A 17,267-nucleotide genomic window follows, 5' to 3' on the forward strand; every position below is an offset into this window, starting at 1 on the left:
ACACGCCAAAGGGCCTCTGGCCAGGAAAACTACCTGGTCAGAGGCCCTAGAGTCGGCCCCCTTGCGAGGGCGAGAGACGAGTCGGGCTGTACGCCGGGTTCTGTCACCCGGTCGCCTCGCGGCGGCCGGGGAGACGGCCATCCATCTAGGACCGGCGTTGCCGCCGGTCTCGTGCGGTCTACCCGCGGACTCGGGCGGGCAGCCCTCGAACGTCCGCGCAGGGCCGCCTTTTACAGCGGCCCCTCTTGACCTTGCTCCAGGTGGGGTTTACCTAGCCGCCTGAGTCACCTCAGGCGCTGGTGGTCTCTTACACCACCGTTTCACCCTTACCGAGGACCGAGGTCCCCGGCGGTCTGTTTTCTGTGGCACTGTCCCGCGGGTCACCCCGGGTGGCCGTTAGCCACCACCTCGCCCTGTGGAGCCCGGACGTTCCTCGGGGAGATCCGTGAGGATCTCCACGCGGCCGTCCGCCCGGCTCGTCTGCCGTGGCGACCATGCTACCTGCCGTGTGTGGGCCTCAGAGACTCTCGGGCGTGAGCGGCGCCAGGGGTTCCTCAGGTGAGGGCCGCCGTTTCCAGGTCGAAGGCGAATGGCTCGGGGAGCGTCAGGGACTTGCCGAACGATACGGAGCACCGCTGGCTGTAGTCCTCGCCCTCCGGCTCGCCGAACAGCGTGACCGAGGACTCGTCACGGTCGACCAGCAGGTACAACGGGATGCCCCCTCGGGCATAGCAGCGCCGCTTGTCCTCACGGTCGACCGTCGCCCGTGTCGAGGTGACCTCGACGACGAGTGCCACACCGTCGCACGGCATCCAGGGGTTCGCGCCCCGGAACAGCCGAAGCTCGATGGGGGCGAAGGTGCCGTCGGGGATCACGTGGCTCTTGGGGCATCTCCCCCCGCTCGGCAGCTTGAGGCCCTTGTTTCCGGAGAACTGCATGGCGGTCCGCGAGCCCCTGATCACCTGGTCCACGATCAGGCCGATGCAGTCCTCATGATCCCCGTCCGGCGGCGGTGTCACAACGATTTCCCCCTCGATCAGCTCCGCCCGGAAACCCTCCGGCGTGTCCAGCGCCAGGAAGCCCTCCAGGAGGACGTCCGCCTGCGTGAGCGGTTCATGCGGCATGGCACTCATGTCGCGCTCCTTCCTCGGTCGCTCGTCAGACTGGGACATCGCCGTACCGCCCGTCCGTGAGATGGGGATCGTTCCCTCGATCGTGGCACACGATCACGGGAATCCAGAGGCGCTCCGCGGCGATCGCCGGTCCCCCTGACGCATGCCGGCGGCACTCACCGCAGGCGCACGGGGGCTCTGGGAAAGCGCGGGAGCACGCACACCATCCGCTCCACGCCGACCGAACCGAAGGGCGTCGTGGCCGCCCTCACGCGAGAGCGAACAGTACCTTCGCCGTCCCCGGGTCGGCCTGTGTGAGCCGGGCCCGTACGCGCTCCCCCAGCGGAAGCCTCGTGGTCCCGCCGTCGATCCGGGCCACCACCGCCGGGTCCTCCAAGTGGATCGTCCCGACCGCCGGTTCGCTCTCCTTCACGTCCACCACGAACGCGTCGAAGACCTCGCCGACCCGCTCCTTCAGCAGCGCCGCCTCGACGATGTCGACGCACTCGCGCTCCACCGTGTTGGCACGCCGGGAGCCGTCCGCCATCTCCTGCGGGAGCTCCTCCAGCGCGGCCGTCACCCACTCCGGCGGCGCCTGCCCGGCCACCGCCGCCACGCACAGCTCGCCCGCGTACCGGTCGACGAGCCGCCGCAGCGGCGCGGTGCAGTGCGTGTACTCGTCGGCCACGGCGGCGTGGACCGCGGGCGAGGGCAGCTTGCCGCCCGAGAAGGCGCTGTAGCCGGCGCCGCGCAGCAGGCTGGTGCACTCCTCCAGGAAGGCGGCATGGCGGGCGTTGTGCGGGTCGAGGGAGCGGACCACGTCCGCGTACGAGACATGGTGCGGCCAGCCGATGCCCAGCGCCTTGGCCGAGCGGCGCAGCCTCGCCACCGCGCCGTCCGGGGCGGTGGGCAGGGTGCGCAGGATGCCCACGCCCGATGCCGTCATCAGGTCGGCGGCGGCCATGCCGGTGAGCAGGGAGATCTGGGCGTTCCAGCCGTCGGCGGGGAGCGGGGCCCGGTACGCGAGGAAGTAGGCACCGTCGCGCTCGACGATCTCCTGGTCGGGGACGTTGAGGGAGATGCCGCCGCGTTCGCGCTCCAGCGCCTCGCGCAGCAGGCCGACGTCCTTGAGCAGGGCGAGCGGTTCCCCGGCGGTGCCCGCGTCGATCTGCTTCTGCGCGCCCTCGTAGTCGAGCCTGGCCCGGCTGCGTACGAGCGCACGGCGCACCTCGGTCGTCACGGCGCGGCCCTCGGCGTCGAGGTCGATCCGCCAGAGCAGCGCGGGCGCGGTCTGGTCCGGCAGCAGACTGGCGGCGCCCTCGGAGAGCAGCGGCGGATGCAGCGGGACCTTCTCGTCGGGGAAGTACAGGGTCTGCACACGGCGGTGGGCCTCGGCGTCGAGCGCGCCGCCGGGGGTGACGAAGGCCGCGACATCGGCGATCGCGTAGTGGACGCGGTAGCCGCCGCCCTCGCGGCGGGCGAGGTGCATCGCCTGGTCGAGGTCGACGGAGGCCGGCGGGTCGACGGTGAAGAACGGGATGTCGGTGGCGTCATGCTCCGGCAGCCGCGGGGCCTTGGCGGCGGCCTCCGCCTCCGCGAGGACGGCGGGCGCGAAGTCCTCGGGCACGTCGAGCGTCGTACGCAGCTCTCGCAGGGCGGCCCTCAGCGGAGCCTCGGCTGCGCCGGTCACATGCATATGGCGGCGGGGCATGGACCGAGCGTATGGCGGGCCGGGGCGGACGGCACCCCGGATGGGCACCCCGGTGGCGCCGGGGATGACCGTAGGCTGGCGCGGGGGCCGCACCCCCGTCCCCGTACGTACGAAGGAGACTTGCCGTGCTCGTGCTGTTGCCGCCGTCGGAGGGTAAGGCCGCTTCCGGGCGTGGGGCTCCGCTGAAGGCGGAGTCGCTGTCGCTGCCGGGTCTTGCCGGGGCGCGCGCCGCGGTGCTGGACGAACTTCTCGAGCTGTGCGCGGCCGACGAGGAGAAGGCGCGGGAGGTCCTCGGGCTGAGCGAGGGCCTGCGCGGTGAGATCGCGAAGAACGTGGAGCTGCGGACCGCGGGGACCCGGCCGGCCGGGGAGATCTACACGGGTGTGCTGTACGACGCGCTAGGTCTGGCGACGCTGGAGCCGGACGCGCGGCGGCGGGCGCGGCAGTCGCTGCTGGTGTTCTCGGGGCTGTGGGGCGCGGTCCGGGTGGGTGACCGGATTCCGTCCTACCGCTGCTCGATGGGGGTGAAGCTGCCGGGGCTCGGCGCGCTGGGCGCGTACTGGCGGGGCGCGATGGAGGCGGTGCTGCCGGAGGCGGCGGGCAGCGGGCTCGTACTGGACCTGCGGTCCTCTGCGTATGCGGCGGCGTGGAAGCCGAAGGGCGAGGTCGCGGGGCGTACGGCGACGGTGCGGGTGCTGCACTCGCAGGTGGTCGACGGGGTCGAGAAGCGGTCGGTAGTCAGCCACTTCAACAAGGCGACGAAGGGCCGGCTGGTACGGGACCTGCTGATGGCGGGCGCGAAGCCGGCGGGTCCGGGTGAGCTGGTGGAGGTGCTGCGGGAGCTGGGGTACGTGGTGGAGGCGCAGGCGCCGGGCAGGGCGGGGCGGGCGTGGGCGCTGGATGTGGTGGTCGCGCAGATCCACTGAGCGCACGTGTTGCGTTCTGGCGTTGCCACTCCCGCGTTGCGACTCCCTGCGTTGCCACTCTCGGCGTCACCCCTTCTTCCGTTGCACTGTCTGCAACGCTCGTTGTGCGGTACGCAGAGTGCCGGGCAGGATGAGGGCCATGCCTTCTGTCCTGGATCTCGCACCCGTCGTTCCGGTCGTCGTCATCGAGGACGCCGCCGATGCCGTACCGCTCGCGCGGGCTCTGGTCGCGGGCGGGCTGCCGGCGATCGAGGTGACGCTGCGTACGCCCGCCGCGCTCGACGCGATCCGCGCGATCGCGGCTGACGTGCCGGACGCGGTGATCGGCGCGGGCACGGTGATCTCGTCCGGGGGCGTCGGCGCGGCGGTGGCGGCGGGGGCGCGGTTCCTGGTCAGCCCCGGCTGGACGGAACGTCTGCTGGACGCGATGAAGGCGTCGGGCGTGCCGTTCCTGCCGGGTGTCTCGACGACGTCGGAGGTCGTGGCGCTGCTGGAGCGCGGGGTGAGCGAGATGAAGTTCTTCCCGGCGGAGGCCGCGGGCGGCACGGCATATCTCACGTCCCTTGCCGGGCCGCTTCCGCAGGCTCGCTTCTGCCCGACGGGCGGTATCTCGCTCGCCTCGGCGCCGTCGTATCTGGGGCTGGGGAATGTGGGGTGTGTGGGCGGTACGTGGATGGTGCCGGCGGACGCGATCGCCTCGAAGGACTGGGCGCGGGTCGAGGCGCTGGCCGCCGAAGCGGCCTCGCTGCGCGGCCGCCCTTAGGTCCTGTCCGGTCGATCGGGCCGGATCAGTCGAGCGTGCGTGCCAGGGCACGCGAGCCCGGCAAGATCGGCCGGACAAGGACCTAGATGAACTCCACGTCCAGGTAGTCCGCCACAGGGCGGTAACCGAGGCGCTGGTAGAGGGCGTTGCTCGTGGGGTTGGCCAGGTCGGTGAAGAGCAGCACGTGTTCGGCGCCCGCGTCGAGGGCTGCGCGGCTGACGGCGGCGGTGATCGCGCCGGCGTATCCGCGTCCGCGGAGCCCCGCCGGGGTGTAGACGGAGGCGACCCGGGACTGTCCCGCGATGAGGGGCGAGTGGGCGGCCATCGAGACGGGCCGCCCGTCCGTCTCCTCCCACAGGTACAGGAGTCCGTCGGCGATGCGGCGGGCGGCGTTCTCCGTGTAGTCATGGTCCGCGTCGGACGGGTCGCCGACGTCGGCGACGAAGCTCTTCATCCAGGCGGCGGCGTGCGCGATGTCGTCGGCGCCGGCCTGCCTCGCCCGGCCGGACGGCGCGGGTTCCTGCGGCGTCAGCTCCCCGAGCGTGAACAGCCGCAGCCGCACGTCGACGCGCCAGTCGCCACCGCCCGTCCACTCGTCGGCGAAGGTCTTGGCCGCGCCGTCCGCGGCCCTCACACCACTGAGCCCGGGCCCGACGGCGCGCAGCTCCCGGGCGAGCGAGCGGGCGAGGTTCTCCGGCATCGGCCCGAGCAGCGGCCGCCGCGGCTGCGTCTGCACGAACGCGCCCTCGACGGCGCCGCCGCCCTCCCGCCACCACCCGAACCGCGCGGGCCCCGCGTCCCCGTACGCCTGCGGTCCGTGCCGCCGCACCATCTCGCTCATGGTGAGCAGGGCGGTGCTGCGGGCGGGATCGCGCGCGAGGTAGCCGTCGGCGGCGCGGCGGAACTCCTCGACGTCCTCGGTCAGATGCCAGGTCATGCCAGATGCTCTTACGGGCGGGCCCGTCGGCGCACCTGCATTACGGCGGGGCCCCTCAGCGCAGGTGCGACGTGTCGTTCAGCAGGCGCAGCGACGCGTTGCCGTCCGCGTAGTACGCCACCACCGACAGCGACGCCGCCGACAGCTCCATGCGGAACAGCGACTCCGGCGGGGCGCCCAGTGCCAGGCGGACCAGGGTCTTCACCGGGGTGACGTGGGTGACCAGCAGGACGGTGCGGCCCGGGTAGTGGGCGAGCAGTTTGTCGCGGGTCGACGAGACGCGGCGGGCCACCGTGGCGAAGCTCTCGCCGCCACCCGTCGGGGTCGCCTTCGGGGAGGCGAGCCAGGCCGTCAGGTCCTCGGCGTACCGCTCACGTACCTCCGCGAACGTCAGGCCCTCCCACGCGCCGAAGTCCGTCTCGCGCAGGCCGTCCTCGACGCGGACATCGAGGTTCAGGCGCGCGGCGACGGCCTCCGCGGTCTCGCGGCAGCGCTTCAGCGGCGAACTGACGATCTCCTGGATCGTGCCACGCGCAGCCAGGGCGGCTGCGACCGCCTCCGCCTGGCGCAGCCCGACCGGGGAAAGGGACGGGTCGGTGCCGCCGCTGCCCGAGAAGCGCTTCTCCGGGGTGAGCGGAGTCTCGCCGTGGCGGAGGAGGACGAAGGTCGCGGGCACGCCCAGGTCGGCGGGGCCCCAGCCGACCGTCTCGGCTTCGCTGGTCCCGGCCGCCTCGGCGTCCGGCAGCTCGGCCGAACCGCCCGACGTCCGGCCCGCGAGCGCCGCCCTCGCCTTCGCCGCGCCCGCCGCCGCGTCGCCCACCACCCGCGCCGCTTCCGCGTCCCGCGAGTCGAGCGCCGCGGTGGAGCGCGAGGGCTCCCACCGCTTGCCCTTCTTGCCCGCGTCCATCGCCTCATTGGCCAGGCGGTCCGCGTGCTTGTTGTTCTCGCGCGGGATCCACTCGTAGGTGACCTGCGAGGAGGGGAGGATACGGGCGGCCTCCGCCGCCAGCGGCTTCATGTCCGGGTGCTTGATCTTCCAGCGGCCCGACATCTGCTCGACGACCAGCTTGGAGTCCATCCGGACCCGCACCGAAGCATCCGCGTCAAGGGCCTTCGCGGCCTTCAGCCCCGCGATCAGGCCCTTGTACTCGGCGACATTGTTCGTCGCCACACCGATGTACTCGGCCGCCTCGGCCAGCGTCTCCCCCGTCCTGGGGTCGATCACGGCCGCGCCGTACCCGGCCGGGCCCGGATTCCCCCGGGAGCCGCCGTCCGCCTCGACGACGAACTCCCGCATTACAGACCCGACTCGGAGGTACGGATCAGGATGCGACGGCAGTTCTCACAGCGCAGCACCGTGTCGGGGGACGCCGCCTTGACCTCGTTCACCTCGGTGATGTTCAGCTCCAGCCGGCAGCCCTCGCAGCGGCGCTGGTAGAGGCGGGCCGCGCCCACCCCGCCCTGCTGGACGCGCAGCTTCTCGTACAGCTTGAGCAGATCGGCCGGCACGGAGCCCGACACGACCTCGCGCTCCTTGGTGACCGAGGCGACCTCGGTGTCGATCTCCTCCTGCGCGGCGTCCCGGCGCGCGGTCGCGTCGTCGAGCTTGGCCTGGACGGAGGAGACCCGTCCGGTCAGCTCGGTGACGCGTTCCTGCGCGGACTCACGGCGCTCCATGACCTCGAGGACGACGTCCTCCAGGTCGCCCTGGCGCTTGGCGAGCGAGACGATCTCGCGCTGCAGGTTCTCCAGGTCCTTGGGCGAGGCGGCCGCGCCCGAGTCCAGCCGCTGCTGGTCGCGGACGGCGCGCTGGCGCACCTGGTCGACGTCCTGCTCCGCCTTGGTCTGCTCGCGGGCGGTGTCGCTCTCCTCGGTCTGCGAGGCGACCAGCAGGTCGCGCAGCTGTGCGAGGTCCTTGGTGAGCGACTCGATCTCGGCGTGCTCGGGCAGCGAGTTGCGCCTGTGGGCGAGCTGCGACAGACGTACGTCGAGGGCCTGGACGTCGAGCAGTCGGATCTGGTCGGCGGGATCGGCGTTCAGTTGGGGGCTCCAGAAGTGTGGTGGGAGGACCAGGGGTCGGTGACCGTGTGCGAGACGTGGACCCGAAGGCCCCAGCCGTGCCGGTCGGAAATCGCGTCGAGCTGGGCGGCTGCCTGCTCGCACCAGGGCCACTCGGTGGCCCAGTGGGCGGCATCGACCAGCCCCAGGGGTGAGTGCTGGGTGGCTTCGGAGACCGGGTGGTGGCGCAGGTCGGCGGTGAGGAAGGCGTCCACGCCCGCGGCCCGCACCTGGTCGAAGAGGCTGTCGCCGGAGCCGCCGCTGACCGCGACGGTACGGACGAGGGAGTCGGGGTCGCCGGCGATACGGATGCCCTGCGCGGTGGCGGGCAGCCGCTTCGCGGCGCGTGCGGCGAACTCGCCGAGGGTCTCGGGATGGTCGAGCTCACAGATCCGGCCGAGGCCGCGGCGGCCGCTCGGATCCGTCGTGTCCGGGACCAGGGGGCGTACGACCCGGAGGTCGAGCGCGCCCGCGAGGGCGTCGGAGACACCGGGGTCGGCGGAGTCGGCGTTGGTGTGCGCGACGTGCAGGGCGATGTCGTGCTTGATCAGGGTGTGCACGACGCGGCCCTTGAAGGTGGAGGCCGCGACCGTCGTCGTACCGCGCAGATAGAGCGGGTGGTGGACGACGATCAGCTGTGCGCCGAGCTCGATGGCCTCGTCGGCGATCGCCCCTACCGGGTCGACGGCGAACAGGACCCGGGTGACCTCGGCGTCCGGGTCCCCGCAGACCGTGCCGACGGCGTCCCACTGTTCGGCCCGCTCCGGGGGCCACAGGGCGTCGAGCGCGGCGAGGACTTCAGACAGACGGGGCACGGAGGAAAGGCTACCTTCCGTCCGTGCCCCGCAGGCCATCGCTCATCTGCCGACTTGTCCGCCGACTTGCCCGAAGACTTGCCACTACTTGCCCGACGAGGCGACCTACTTGATCAAATACGTGCGCGGATCGCTGCTGCGGAGGTGCCGCGGCGGCGTAGGGACACTGGGTACCCCTGATCCGAACTCAGGGGTGCCTGACTTCAGGCACCGGCACCTCGCTGCACAATCGCCCCCTCCCTCTCAGGCGAATCCCGCCTTGGCCACCCTTATGTGTGAAGAGCTGGGTCTCGTGTTGTTCGGCAGGAAGTGCGAAAACTAGCTTCGGTCGCCGGAGGTGAGCATCCGATGACAGTCTGTGCCATCGAGACCGCCGCGGAGGACGGAGCCGTGGGGAGTACGGGATTCACGATGACCGCGGACGGGACGTACGCGGCCCGGCTGGCGGGGGACGGTGAGGCCCTGTTCCCGGAGCGGTGGACGCTCGACGGACCCGAGCCGTACGCGGTGCCGCTGCCGCTCGACCAGCCGGAGGAGCGGGACGCCGATGTGCTGCCGCTGACCGACGGGCGGGTCCTGATCCGGCGGCGGGTGGAGGGCAGGCACGCCTTCTCGCTGCTCTACCCGACAGGGCCGGGGACGGGTGAACTGCCGCTCGGCGCGATCGAGTCGGCGCGGCTGACACTGCTGCCGCCCTCGCCCGACGGCGTCAGCGCGTACGCCCTGGCACCCGGCGAGGGGTCCACCGCGATCTGGCTGGTGGCGGGCGGGGCGTTCGGGCCGGAGCATGTCGCCGAGGTGCCGGGGCACTGCTCCGGCGGGGTCTGGCTGGACCGCACGGGGCGGATGCTCGCCCTGGACCGACAGCTGGACGGCGGCCCGGTGAAGGCGGTGGCGGTCGATCTGGAGCGGGGCGGGGAGGTGACGCCACTGCTGCAGATCACGGAGGAGAGCGACGACCGGCTGCTGCTCGCCGAGCCGGACAGCGGACTGCTGCTGATCCGCTCGAACGCGCCGGGTCACGACCGGCTCGGCTGGGGCGTGCTGAGCAGTCTGCGGCCGGTGCGCTTCCCGGAGTGCCTGCGGCTCGCGGACTGCGCGGTGACGCCGTTCGCCGTGCAGCCGGGCCAGATGCTGACGCCGGAGAGCTGTGCGGTGGCGCTGCGGATCGACGGGGCGGCGGGGAGCCGGCTGGGCGTCTGGCGCCCGGCCGGGCGACGGTTGCACCAACTGGCCGCCCCGGAGGGGTGGTTGGCGGGGGCTGGGCTGTGGAGCCGGGAGGGGGTGCTGCACCTGCCGTACGCGACGGGGGCGGTGAGGTGTGGAGTGGCGCGGATGGAGGCGCCCGAGGACGTTTGCGTACCGGATGTGATCACCAGACGTGACATGATCACAGAACCGGCACAAGCGGAACACGCAGGTGGGGAACCGTCCGTGGGCGCCGGGGCTCCTCTTGTGTGCAGGCCGATGCCTTTGCAGCAGGCGCCTCTCACGGGCCGTGCGGCCCCTGATTGAATTCTGGCGCGGGGCCGGGGCTGCTGGGGATGCTGCCGGTGCCCTGCGACACGTATTACAGCGATCACAACGGGGTGACTTCCCACATGTATGAAGCACGAACCGACACGACAGAGGAGCGTCCGGGGGGTGCGGGGGCCGGCGGCGCCTGCGGTACGAGCGGTGCGGGTGCCGGTGGCGCCGGAAGGCACCGGGGCGGTGCGGCGACGACGGAGGACTCGACGACTCCGTCGCACGGCCGCCACCGCCGCCCGGGAAGGTGAGCAGCCCGGCCTGACCGCCCTTGCCGGGGCTCCGCCCCGGACCCCGCGCCGCTAGGGCGTGTTTTTGAAGTAGCGCCGTCCGCCCGCAGGGCGGGCCCTGCGGCGTCTGGTGCGTGCAATCGCAAGGCGGAGGATCGCCCTCGTACTGGACGTACTTGGGCGACTCCGACAACATCGCGAGTGCGCGTGCCAGGCGCCGCGGGGCAGGCGGGACTTCTAGAACACGCCCTAACGCCGGCGAGGCTGGAGTATCCAGCCCGTCCGGCGATTGAGGACAAGCCCCGGTCAAGCCACCCCGGTCAAGCCACGCCGCCCCGCTTCAGGCCCAAGACCTCCGCCGCCGCGAACGTCTCGTTCAGCGGCCGGTCCTCGTAGTAAGCGCCCAGCACCCCCTCCAGCTCCTCATAGCTGAACACGTCCTTCGACGTGTCGAACTTCGCCGCCACCTTGGGCCGTTCCACCACCGCGACCATGCCCCCGTGCACCACCAGCAGCTGCCCGTTGGCCTTGGCCGCCGCCGGGGAGGCGAGATAGCCGACCAGTGGCGCCACATGCTCCGGGGCGAGGGCGTCGAGGCTGCCGTCCTCCGGCTCCTGGAAGCCCGCGAAGACGTCCTGCGTCATACGCGTCCGGGCGCGCGGGCAGATCACATTCGCGGTGACGCCGTACTTGGACAGCGCGAGCGCCGTCGACGTGGTCAGACCGACGATCCCGCCCTTCGCCGCCGCGTAGTTCGGCTGACCCGCCGAGCCCGCGAGGAACGCCTCCGACGAGGTGTTCACGATCCGGCCGTAGACCGGGCCCCCGGCCGCCTTGGAGCGCTCGCGCCAGTGGACCGACGCGAAGTGCGTGGTGTTGAAGTGGCCCTTGAGGTGGACCCGTATCACCGAGTCCCACTCCTCCTCGCTCATGGAGAAGACCATCCGGTCCCGCAGAATGCCCGCGTTGTTGACCAGGATGTCGAGCTTGCCGTACGTGGAGACGGCCAGCCCGACCAGATCGCGGGCCTGCCCGAAGTCGGAGACATCGCCCTGGTGGGCCACGGCGGAGCCACCCGCCGCGCGGATCTCCGCGGCGACCTCCTCGGCCGGGGTCGCCGAGGCGTCGCCCGAACCGTCCCGGCCGGGACGCCCATAGTCGTTGACGACGACGCTCGCGCCGAGACGGGCGAGTTCAAGGGCTTCGGCGCGGCCGAGACCGCGGCCCGCCCCCGTCACGATCGCGGACAGGCCCTCAAGCGGCAGTGACATCAAAGACACTCCGAGTCCTCTCAGATCTCGATGCAGGTGCGCAGCGCCTCGCCCGAACGCATCTGGGCCAGCGCGTCGTTGATCTCCGCGAGCCGCACCCGGTGGGTGATCAGCCCTTCGAGGTCGATCCGGCCCGCCCGCCACAGGGCGATGGCCCGCTCGTACGAGGTGAGCACGTCCCCGCCCCCGTACATCGACGGCAGAATCCGCTTCTCGTCGAAGAACAGCTCGAACATGTTGAGCTGGAGGAAGTCGTCCATGGCGCCCGCGCCGACGATGCACAGCGTGCCGCCGCGCCGGGTCGTCTCGTACGCGGTACGGGCCGTCGCCGACCTGCCGACGACCTCGAAGACGTAGTCGAAGCCCTCACCCGAGGTGATGCGCTGCTTGGCGTCGGCCAGTTCGTCCGGCGAGACGGCCTCTGTCGCACCGAAGGTGAGCGCGGCCTCGCGCCGCGAGGCGACCGGGTCGACGGCGACGATCTGGGCCGCGCCCTTGAGCCGCGCGCCCTGGATCGCCGAGATGCCGACGCCGCCGCAGCCGATGACGGCGACCGAGGAACCGGCCGCCACATCCGCGGTGTTGATGGCGGCGCCGAGGCCCGTGGTGACGCCGCAGCCGATCAGCGCGGCGATGTCGAAGGGCACATCGTCGGGGATCGGCACGGCGCAGCCCGCGTCGACGACGACCTCCTCGGTGAAGGTGCCGGTGCCGGCGAAGCCGAAGACATCGCCGCCGGGGCGCTTGAAGTTGGGGGTGCCTGCGTTCATGAAGCCCGCGAGACAGAGCTGGGTCTGGCCGCGCTTGCAGGCGGGACAGACCCCGCACGCGGGCAGCCAGCACAGCAGCACCCGGTCGCCCTGGCTCAGGCCGCTCACACCGTCGCCGATGTCGATGATCTCGCCCGCGCCCTCGTGCCCGGGGATGAAGGGCGCGGGCTGGGGCAGCACGCCGTTCATCGCGGAGACGTCCGAGTGGCACAGCCCGGTGGCCCGGACCCGGATCCTGACCTTGCCGGGGCCGAAGCCCACCGCCTCGACGTCGTCGAGGACTTCGAGCTTGTCCTGCCCTATCTCGTGCAGTACGGCTGCGCGCACGGTGCGGCTCCTCTCAGGAAGTGCTCACGAATGTTCGACGATGGTGTCGGCGAGGACCGGCGCGTCGTCCCGCTCCACGGCCGTCACCGATACGTGCACCTGACTGTCTCCGGCCCACATTCGGATACGCAGGGTCTCGCCGGGGAAGACCACGCCGGCGAAGCGTGTGGTGTACGAGCGGACGCGGCCGACGTCCCCGCCGAGCACTGTGTCGACGACCGCCTTCAGCGCCATTCCGTACGAGCAGAGCCCGTGCAGGATGGGCCGGTCGAAGCCGGCGAGCCTGGCGAACTCGGGGTCGGCGTGCAGCGGGTTCCAGTCGCCGGAGAGCCGGTAGAGCAGCGCCTGATCCTCGCGGATGGCCTTCTCGACCACCTTGTCCGGCTCGCGGGGCGGGAGTTCGAGGCGGACGGAGGGGCCGCGGTCGCCGCCGAAGCCGCCTTCTCCGCGTACGAAGATCTGGGCGTCGCTCGTCCACAGCGGGCCTTCGTCGTCGGCCGCTTCGGTGCGCAGCACGAGGATCGCGGCCTTGCCCTTGTCGTAGACCGCCGCGATCCGGGACGTCGATACGGCCCTGCCCCTGACCGGGATCGGCCGGTGGAGCAGGATGGTCTGCCCGCCGTGCAGTACGGATGCCAGGCTGATGTCGAGGCCGGGTCCGGTGAGCCCGCCGATGACGCCTTTGCCCGCGCCCGCGACGGTGGCGAAGCTGGGCAGGACATGCAGCTTCGACTCGAGGGTGTAGCGCAGCTCGTCGGGGTCGGTGGCGGGGATGCCCGCGCCGAGGCCGAGGTGGTAGAGCTGGATGTCCTTGTGGTCCCATGCGATCTCGGCGCTGCGGGGTTCGGCGGCGACGGCCTTGGCGGCATCAATGGGCATGAGGATGCTGCTCCTTGAGGAGTGGAAGACCTCGGCGCGGCCGTCCGCACCGTCGGCCGCACCGAGGTCGTACGGGGCCGGCCCCGGCGCCCGTTCTAGAACGCGTTCTAGGCCGATGGCCACTATGTATAACGCAGCCCTCAATACTTGGGAAGACTCCTGACTGCATGTCAGAAATGAAGTGATGGTAGGTCAGGAGCGAGATCATCCGCCCGGATCACCGATATCGAGTCGGTTCGGTCCGCGCATCTCACGCGGACCGCGCCGGCCCCTTCCGTCCCGTCGGCTACCGCTCCCCGGTCACGTAGCGGGAGAGCAGCGCCTCGGCCCTGCGGTCGATCTCGTCCTCGGGGACGAGGGGCCGGAGGTCGGCGTCGAGGCACTCCAGAAGGTGATCGCGGAACTGCACCCAGGGGAGCCCGAGCGCCTCCTGGAAGGCCCACATCAGGCGGAGCGGGGTCAGCCGGAACTCTTCGTCGCGCCTGAGGGCTTCGATCAGGGCGCAGAAACCCGCCCCTTCTGCTCTCAGCCTCCGGAGTGTCCTCACCATGTCATCGGCGTCCAGCATCCGTCCTCCTTCCTGCTTCTTCCTCCTGTAGACGATCTCGACGTTCGTGTAGTGCCCGGCCGCCATACCCTGGAGTCGTGGAGGAGATGCCCCAGGACCACCGGCCCGCCAAGTCCGTACGTGTCCTCCTCGCCGAGGACCAGGGCATGATGCGCGGCGCCCTCGCGCTGCTGCTCGGCCTTGAGCCGGACATCGAGGTGGTCGCGCAGGTCGGCAGGGGCGACGCCATCGTCGATGCGGCCCTCACCTCACGGCCCGATGTGGCCCTGCTGGACATCGAACTGCCGGGCCGCAGCGGGCTGGACGCGGCCGCCGATCTGCGGGACGAGGTGCCCGACTGCCGGGTACTGATCCTCACCACCGTCGGACGGCCGGGCTATCTGCGCCGTGCGATGGAGGCCGGGGCCGCGGGGTTCCTGATCAAGGACGGGCCCGTGGAGGAACTGGCCGGAGCGATCCGAAAGGTCCTGACCGGCGAGACGGTCATCGACCCGGCCCTGTCGGCGGCGGCCCTGAGCGCGGCCCCGAGCCCGCTCACCGCGCGCGAGCGGGATGTGCTGAACGCGTCGGTGGACGGGGCGACGGTGTCCGGCATCGCGGGGACGCTGCGTCTGTCCGAATCGACGGTACGGAACGATCTGTCGTCGGCGATCGGCAAGACGGGCACGCGGAACCGCGCGGAGGCGGTGCGGACGGCACGGCGGCAGGGCTGGCTGTAGGGCGGGGCCACACATCCGGCCCGTGCGAACGGGCAGCGGCTCAGAGTGTCGTTTCCACTTACAGCTCGAGGGTGAACCAGGTGGTCTTGCCATCGTCGGTGGGACGCACTCCCCAGCTGTCGGCGAGGGCACGGACGAGGATCAGTCCCCTGCCGGACTCCTCGTCCTCGGCCGCGAGCCGGGGCTGGGGCAGATGAGGGCTGCGGTCGCCGACCTCAACGGTGAGATCAGTGGCGGTGCGGCGCAGGTGCAGGCCGATGGGTCCCTGGGCGTGCTGGACGGCGTTGGTCAGGACCTCGGAGAGCAGGAGCCGTGCCTCGTCCGCGACTTCGGTGCAGTCCCAGGAGGTGAGGGCCTTGCTGAGGAAGGCGCGGCCCTCGGGCACGGAGTCGGGGACTGCGGGCAGGTCGGTGGTGACGGCGGCCAGGGGCGCGTCGGGCAGCCGGGTCAGCAGCAGGGTGACGTCGTCGTTGTGGCCCTCGACGTCGGGCAACAGGGTGGCCAGGACGTGATCGGCGGCGGCCTCCAGATCGGGGGTGGTGGCGAAGAGGTCGCTCAGGGTGGTGGTGAGCTCGGCGAGTTGATCCTCGATGTCGCTGCCGGGGGTTTCGATCAGGCCGTCGGTGTAGAGCACGAGGGTGGCGCCGGGCGGTATGACGGCGCTGGACTGCTCGTAAAGGACGTCCCCGACGCCAAGGGGTGCGTTCACGGGCGCCGGAAGCGCCCGGGCGCCTTCGCCGGGGGTGGCGATCAGGGTGGGCAGATGGCCGGCCGAGCAGACCGTGACCTCGCCTGCGTCGGCGGCGATGACCAGATAGCAGCAGGTGACCAGTTGGTCGGGGACGTCCAGGTCGGCGACGCACGTGTCCAGGGCCTGCATGAGCTGTCGGGGTTGCATGCCGGTCTTGGCCAGGGCGTGCGCGGCGGAGCGCAACTGGCCCATGACGGCGGCGGCTTCCAGGCCGCGGCCCATCACGTCGCCGATCAGGACGCCTACCCGGCCGGCCCCGAGTGGGACGAGGTCGAACCAGTCGCCGCCGACCCCGGCGCCCTGGGTGGCGGGCCGGTAGCGGCTGGCGGTGGCAAGGCCTGGGATGGCGGGCGGGGTACCCATCAGGCTGCGCTGCAGGGTGAGGGCAATGTGGCGCTGCTGCTCGTAGAGGACGGTCAGTTCCGCCTCGGCCTGCTTGCGGTCGCTGATGTCGCGGACGATGGCGCATGTGCCGGTGACTGTGCCGTTCGCGGCGCGGGTGGGCCAGAGGGTGATGTCGACGTCCAGCAGGCCGCCGGAGCGGGTGAGGCGCAGGGTCTCGAAGTGCTCGACCTTCTCTCCGTTACGCAGCCGGTCCATGAGTACGGTGATCTCGTCCCGGCGTTCGGGCGGGGCGAGCAGGGACACGTGCTGGCCCATGACCTCGGCCCGGGTGTAGCCGTACAGCCGCTGGGCGGCGGCGTTCCAGTAGGTGATGTGGCCGTCGAGGGTCTTGGCGAGGATCGCGTCCTGGGAGGACTCGACGAGCGCGGCGAGTTCGGCGATGCGTTCCTCGGCGGCTTTGCGGTCGCTGACGTCGCGGACGGCGGCGGACACAAGAAGGCCGCCGGTGGTTTCCAGCGGACTGAGACTGATCTCGACAGGGAACTCAGTCCCGTCCTTGCGCAGTCCGTGCAGTTCCAACCCCGCACCCATGGGACGCACTTGGCGGTTGTTGGCGTAGCCGTCCCGATGGTCGGCGTGGTGGACGCGGAAACGGCCCGGGACAAGCAACTCGACAGGGTGACCCAGCAGTTCCTCGCGCTGGTAGCCGAACAGAGCTTCCGTCTGCGCGTTGACGAGCTTGATGGTGCCGGTGTCGTCGACGATGATCATGGCGTCCGGTGCCGCCTCCAGCAGACCCCGGAACCGATCCTCGGCGGCTTTGCGGTCGCTGACGTCGCGGACGGCGGCGGACACAAGAAGGCCGTCAGTGGTTTCCAGCGGACTGAGACTGATTTCGACAGGGAACTCAGTCCCGTCCTTGCGCAGTCCGTGCAGTTCCAACCCCGCACCCATGGGACGCACTTGGCGGTTGTTGGCGTAGCCGTCCCGATGGTCGGCGTGGTGGACGCGGAAACGGCCCGGGACAAGCAACTCGACAGGGTGACCCAGCAGTTCCTCGCGCTGGTAGCCGAACAGAGCTTCCGTCTGCGCGTTGACGAGCTTGATGGTGCCGGTGTCGTCGACGATGATCATGGCGTCCGGTGCCGCCTCCAGCAGACCCCGGAACCGATCCTCGGCGCCTCCCGGCTCGCCTTCGTGAGCCTCGGCACCACACAGACAATGCTTCCCGGCCGCCGCATCCGCGGACCGGGCCGATGCCGCTCCAACAAAGTCACTCATGTCCGCCCCAGACGTGCCGACTACCGTGAATCGGCCCATCCCAGTACACCTGGACCGCGCCCGCTGCAACATGTCGCTTACTGGCTTCACAACGGCCGAACCTGTCCGCCAACAGCACCCCGGTGACCGTCTGCCGACACGGTCACTGCCCATCGGGAAGTTGGCCGACCTGGACCGCGAGCATGCTCGCGCCGGATCGCCGGCAACACGTCGTTGCCGACCACGTCGAGGAGCTAAAAGGGCGGATGACGTCGCTTCCGAGATGTGCACTAAGCGG

15 protein-coding genes and 1 other RNA gene are annotated in these 17,267 nt (G+C 71.2%); 4 read left to right on the forward strand and 12 right to left on the reverse strand.

The window, feature by feature from the left end:
* Positions 1–73 precede the first annotated feature (73 nt).
* The 3 genes from rnpB to SLUN_RS11360 all read right to left on the reverse strand — a co-directional run bounded on the left by rnpB (position 74) and on the right by SLUN_RS11360 (position 2,823).
* Positions 74–479, reverse strand: an RNA gene (rnpB, locus tag SLUN_RS11350) — RNase P RNA component class A.
* A 75-nt stretch (positions 480–554) separates the two neighbouring features.
* Positions 555–1,124 carry a Uma2 family endonuclease gene (locus SLUN_RS11355; RefSeq protein ID WP_503461809.1) on the reverse strand — a complete coding sequence of 190 codons (570 nt, stop codon included), beginning with the start codon at positions 1,122–1,124 and terminating at the stop codon, positions 555–557.
* A 256-nt stretch (positions 1,125–1,380) separates the two neighbouring features.
* Positions 1,381–2,823, reverse strand: coding sequence for an RNB domain-containing ribonuclease (locus SLUN_RS11360; protein WP_108148376.1), 1,443 nt, complete (start codon positions 2,821–2,823; stop codon positions 1,381–1,383).
* Positions 2,824–2,948: 125 nt separating this feature from the next.
* Here SLUN_RS11360 and yaaA point away from each other — a divergent pair, with 125 nt between their 5' ends.
* Together yaaA and eda are read left to right on the forward strand one after the other, a co-directional pair.
* On the forward strand, positions 2,949–3,749 hold the full coding sequence (gene yaaA / locus SLUN_RS11365; protein WP_108148377.1) for a peroxide stress protein YaaA: 801 nt from the start codon (positions 2,949–2,951) through the stop codon (positions 3,747–3,749).
* Between the two features lie 139 nt (positions 3,750–3,888).
* Positions 3,889–4,512: a bifunctional 4-hydroxy-2-oxoglutarate aldolase/2-dehydro-3-deoxy-phosphogluconate aldolase gene (eda, locus tag SLUN_RS11370; RefSeq protein ID WP_108148378.1), complete on the forward strand. Its 624-nt coding sequence runs from the start codon at positions 3,889–3,891 to the stop codon at positions 4,510–4,512.
* An 82-nt stretch (positions 4,513–4,594) separates the two neighbouring features.
* Here the strand turns inward: eda and SLUN_RS11375 are convergent, their stop codons facing one another.
* The 4 genes from SLUN_RS11375 to SLUN_RS11390 are packed head-to-tail and all read right to left on the reverse strand — an operon-like array spanning position 4,595 to position 8,322.
* Positions 4,595–5,449 carry a GNAT family N-acetyltransferase gene (locus SLUN_RS11375; protein WP_108148379.1) on the reverse strand — a complete coding sequence of 285 codons (855 nt, stop codon included), beginning with the start codon at positions 5,447–5,449 and terminating at the stop codon, positions 4,595–4,597.
* Between the two features lie 55 nt (positions 5,450–5,504).
* The gene (locus SLUN_RS11380; RefSeq protein WP_108148380.1) at positions 5,505–6,746 is read right to left on the reverse strand and encodes a bifunctional RNase H/acid phosphatase; all 1,242 of its coding nucleotides are present in this window, start codon (positions 6,744–6,746) and stop codon (positions 5,505–5,507) included.
* On the reverse strand, positions 6,746–7,489 hold the full coding sequence (locus SLUN_RS11385) for a zinc ribbon domain-containing protein (RefSeq protein ID WP_179955313.1): 744 nt from the start codon (positions 7,487–7,489) through the stop codon (positions 6,746–6,748). Before SLUN_RS11385 ends, SLUN_RS11380 begins: the two co-directional genes overlap by 1 nt.
* A complete protein-coding gene (locus SLUN_RS11390) occupies positions 7,486–8,322 on the reverse strand; it encodes a Nif3-like dinuclear metal center hexameric protein (RefSeq protein WP_108148381.1) in 837 nt (278 codons plus the stop codon). Before SLUN_RS11390 ends, SLUN_RS11385 begins: the two co-directional genes overlap by 4 nt.
* Positions 8,323–8,670: 348 nt before the next feature.
* Here SLUN_RS11390 and SLUN_RS11395 point away from each other — a divergent pair, with 348 nt between their 5' ends.
* Complete coding sequence (locus SLUN_RS11395; RefSeq protein WP_108148382.1) at positions 8,671–9,837, forward strand: hypothetical protein; 1,167 nt, start codon at positions 8,671–8,673, stop codon at positions 9,835–9,837.
* 562 nt (positions 9,838–10,399) lie between these two features.
* Here SLUN_RS11395 and SLUN_RS11405 read toward each other — a convergent pair.
* The 4 genes from SLUN_RS11405 to SLUN_RS11420 form a co-directional block, all read right to left on the reverse strand.
* Positions 10,400–11,350, reverse strand: a complete 951-nt coding sequence (locus SLUN_RS11405) for a 3-oxoacyl-ACP reductase (RefSeq protein ID WP_108148384.1) — start codon at positions 11,348–11,350, stop codon at positions 10,400–10,402.
* Between the two features lie 20 nt (positions 11,351–11,370).
* The gene (locus SLUN_RS11410) at positions 11,371–12,447 is read right to left on the reverse strand and encodes a Zn-dependent alcohol dehydrogenase (protein ID WP_108148385.1); all 1,077 of its coding nucleotides are present in this window, start codon (positions 12,445–12,447) and stop codon (positions 11,371–11,373) included.
* Between the two features lie 24 nt (positions 12,448–12,471).
* Positions 12,472–13,326 carry an enoyl-CoA hydratase ChsH3 gene (gene chsH3 / locus SLUN_RS11415; protein ID WP_108148386.1) on the reverse strand — a complete coding sequence of 285 codons (855 nt, stop codon included), beginning with the start codon at positions 13,324–13,326 and terminating at the stop codon, positions 12,472–12,474.
* Between the two features lie 286 nt (positions 13,327–13,612).
* Entirely contained in the window at positions 13,613–13,894 is a 282-nt protein-coding gene (locus tag SLUN_RS11420; RefSeq protein ID WP_254710346.1) for a hypothetical protein, read from the reverse strand.
* 86 nt (positions 13,895–13,980) lie between these two features.
* Here SLUN_RS11420 and SLUN_RS11425 point away from each other — a divergent pair, with 86 nt between their 5' ends.
* The gene (locus tag SLUN_RS11425; RefSeq protein ID WP_108154676.1) at positions 13,981–14,613 is read left to right on the forward strand and encodes a response regulator transcription factor; all 633 of its coding nucleotides are present in this window, start codon (positions 13,981–13,983) and stop codon (positions 14,611–14,613) included.
* Positions 14,614–14,671: 58 nt separating this feature from the next.
* On the opposite strand, the gene SLUN_RS11430 is transcribed toward SLUN_RS11425, so the two are convergent.
* Positions 14,672–16,990: a SpoIIE family protein phosphatase gene (locus SLUN_RS11430; RefSeq protein ID WP_170146567.1), complete on the reverse strand. Its 2,319-nt coding sequence runs from the start codon at positions 16,988–16,990 to the stop codon at positions 14,672–14,674.
* Positions 16,991–17,267: the final 277 nt, after the last annotated feature.

This window comes from Streptomyces lunaelactis (assembly GCF_003054555.1).
In the GTDB taxonomy this organism is placed as follows: domain Bacteria; phylum Actinomycetota; class Actinomycetes; order Streptomycetales; family Streptomycetaceae; genus Streptomyces; species Streptomyces lunaelactis.

What these genes read in the sequence shown, in the direction of transcription:
- chsH3 (WP_108148386.1), bottom strand. Translation starts at nt 13,326, where the DNA reads ATGCCCATTGATGCCGCCAAGGCCGTCGCCGCCGAACCCCGCAGCGCC.
- SLUN_RS11395 (WP_108148382.1), top strand. Translation starts at nt 8,671, where the DNA reads ATGACAGTCTGTGCCATCGAGACCGCCGCGGAGGACGGAGCCGTGGGG.
- SLUN_RS11360 (WP_108148376.1), bottom strand. Translation starts at nt 2,823, where the DNA reads ATGCCCCGCCGCCATATGCATGTGACCGGCGCAGCCGAGGCTCCGCTG.
- SLUN_RS11430 (WP_170146567.1), bottom strand. Translation starts at nt 16,990, where the DNA reads ATGAGTGACTTTGTTGGAGCGGCATCGGCCCGGTCCGCGGATGCGGCG.
- SLUN_RS11380 (WP_108148380.1), bottom strand. Translation starts at nt 6,746, where the DNA reads ATGCGGGAGTTCGTCGTCGAGGCGGACGGCGGCTCCCGGGGGAATCCG.
- SLUN_RS11355 (WP_503461809.1), bottom strand. Translation starts at nt 1,124, where the DNA reads ATGCCGCATGAACCGCTCACGCAGGCGGACGTCCTCCTGGAGGGCTTC.
- SLUN_RS11405 (WP_108148384.1), bottom strand. Translation starts at nt 11,350, where the DNA reads ATGTCACTGCCGCTTGAGGGCCTGTCCGCGATCGTGACGGGGGCGGGC.
- eda (WP_108148378.1), top strand. Translation starts at nt 3,889, where the DNA reads ATGCCTTCTGTCCTGGATCTCGCACCCGTCGTTCCGGTCGTCGTCATC.
- SLUN_RS11425 (WP_108154676.1), top strand. Translation starts at nt 13,981, where the DNA reads ATGCCCCAGGACCACCGGCCCGCCAAGTCCGTACGTGTCCTCCTCGCC.
- SLUN_RS11420 (WP_254710346.1), bottom strand. Translation starts at nt 13,894, where the DNA reads ATGCTGGACGCCGATGACATGGTGAGGACACTCCGGAGGCTGAGAGCA.
- SLUN_RS11375 (WP_108148379.1), bottom strand. Translation starts at nt 5,449, where the DNA reads ATGACCTGGCATCTGACCGAGGACGTCGAGGAGTTCCGCCGCGCCGCC.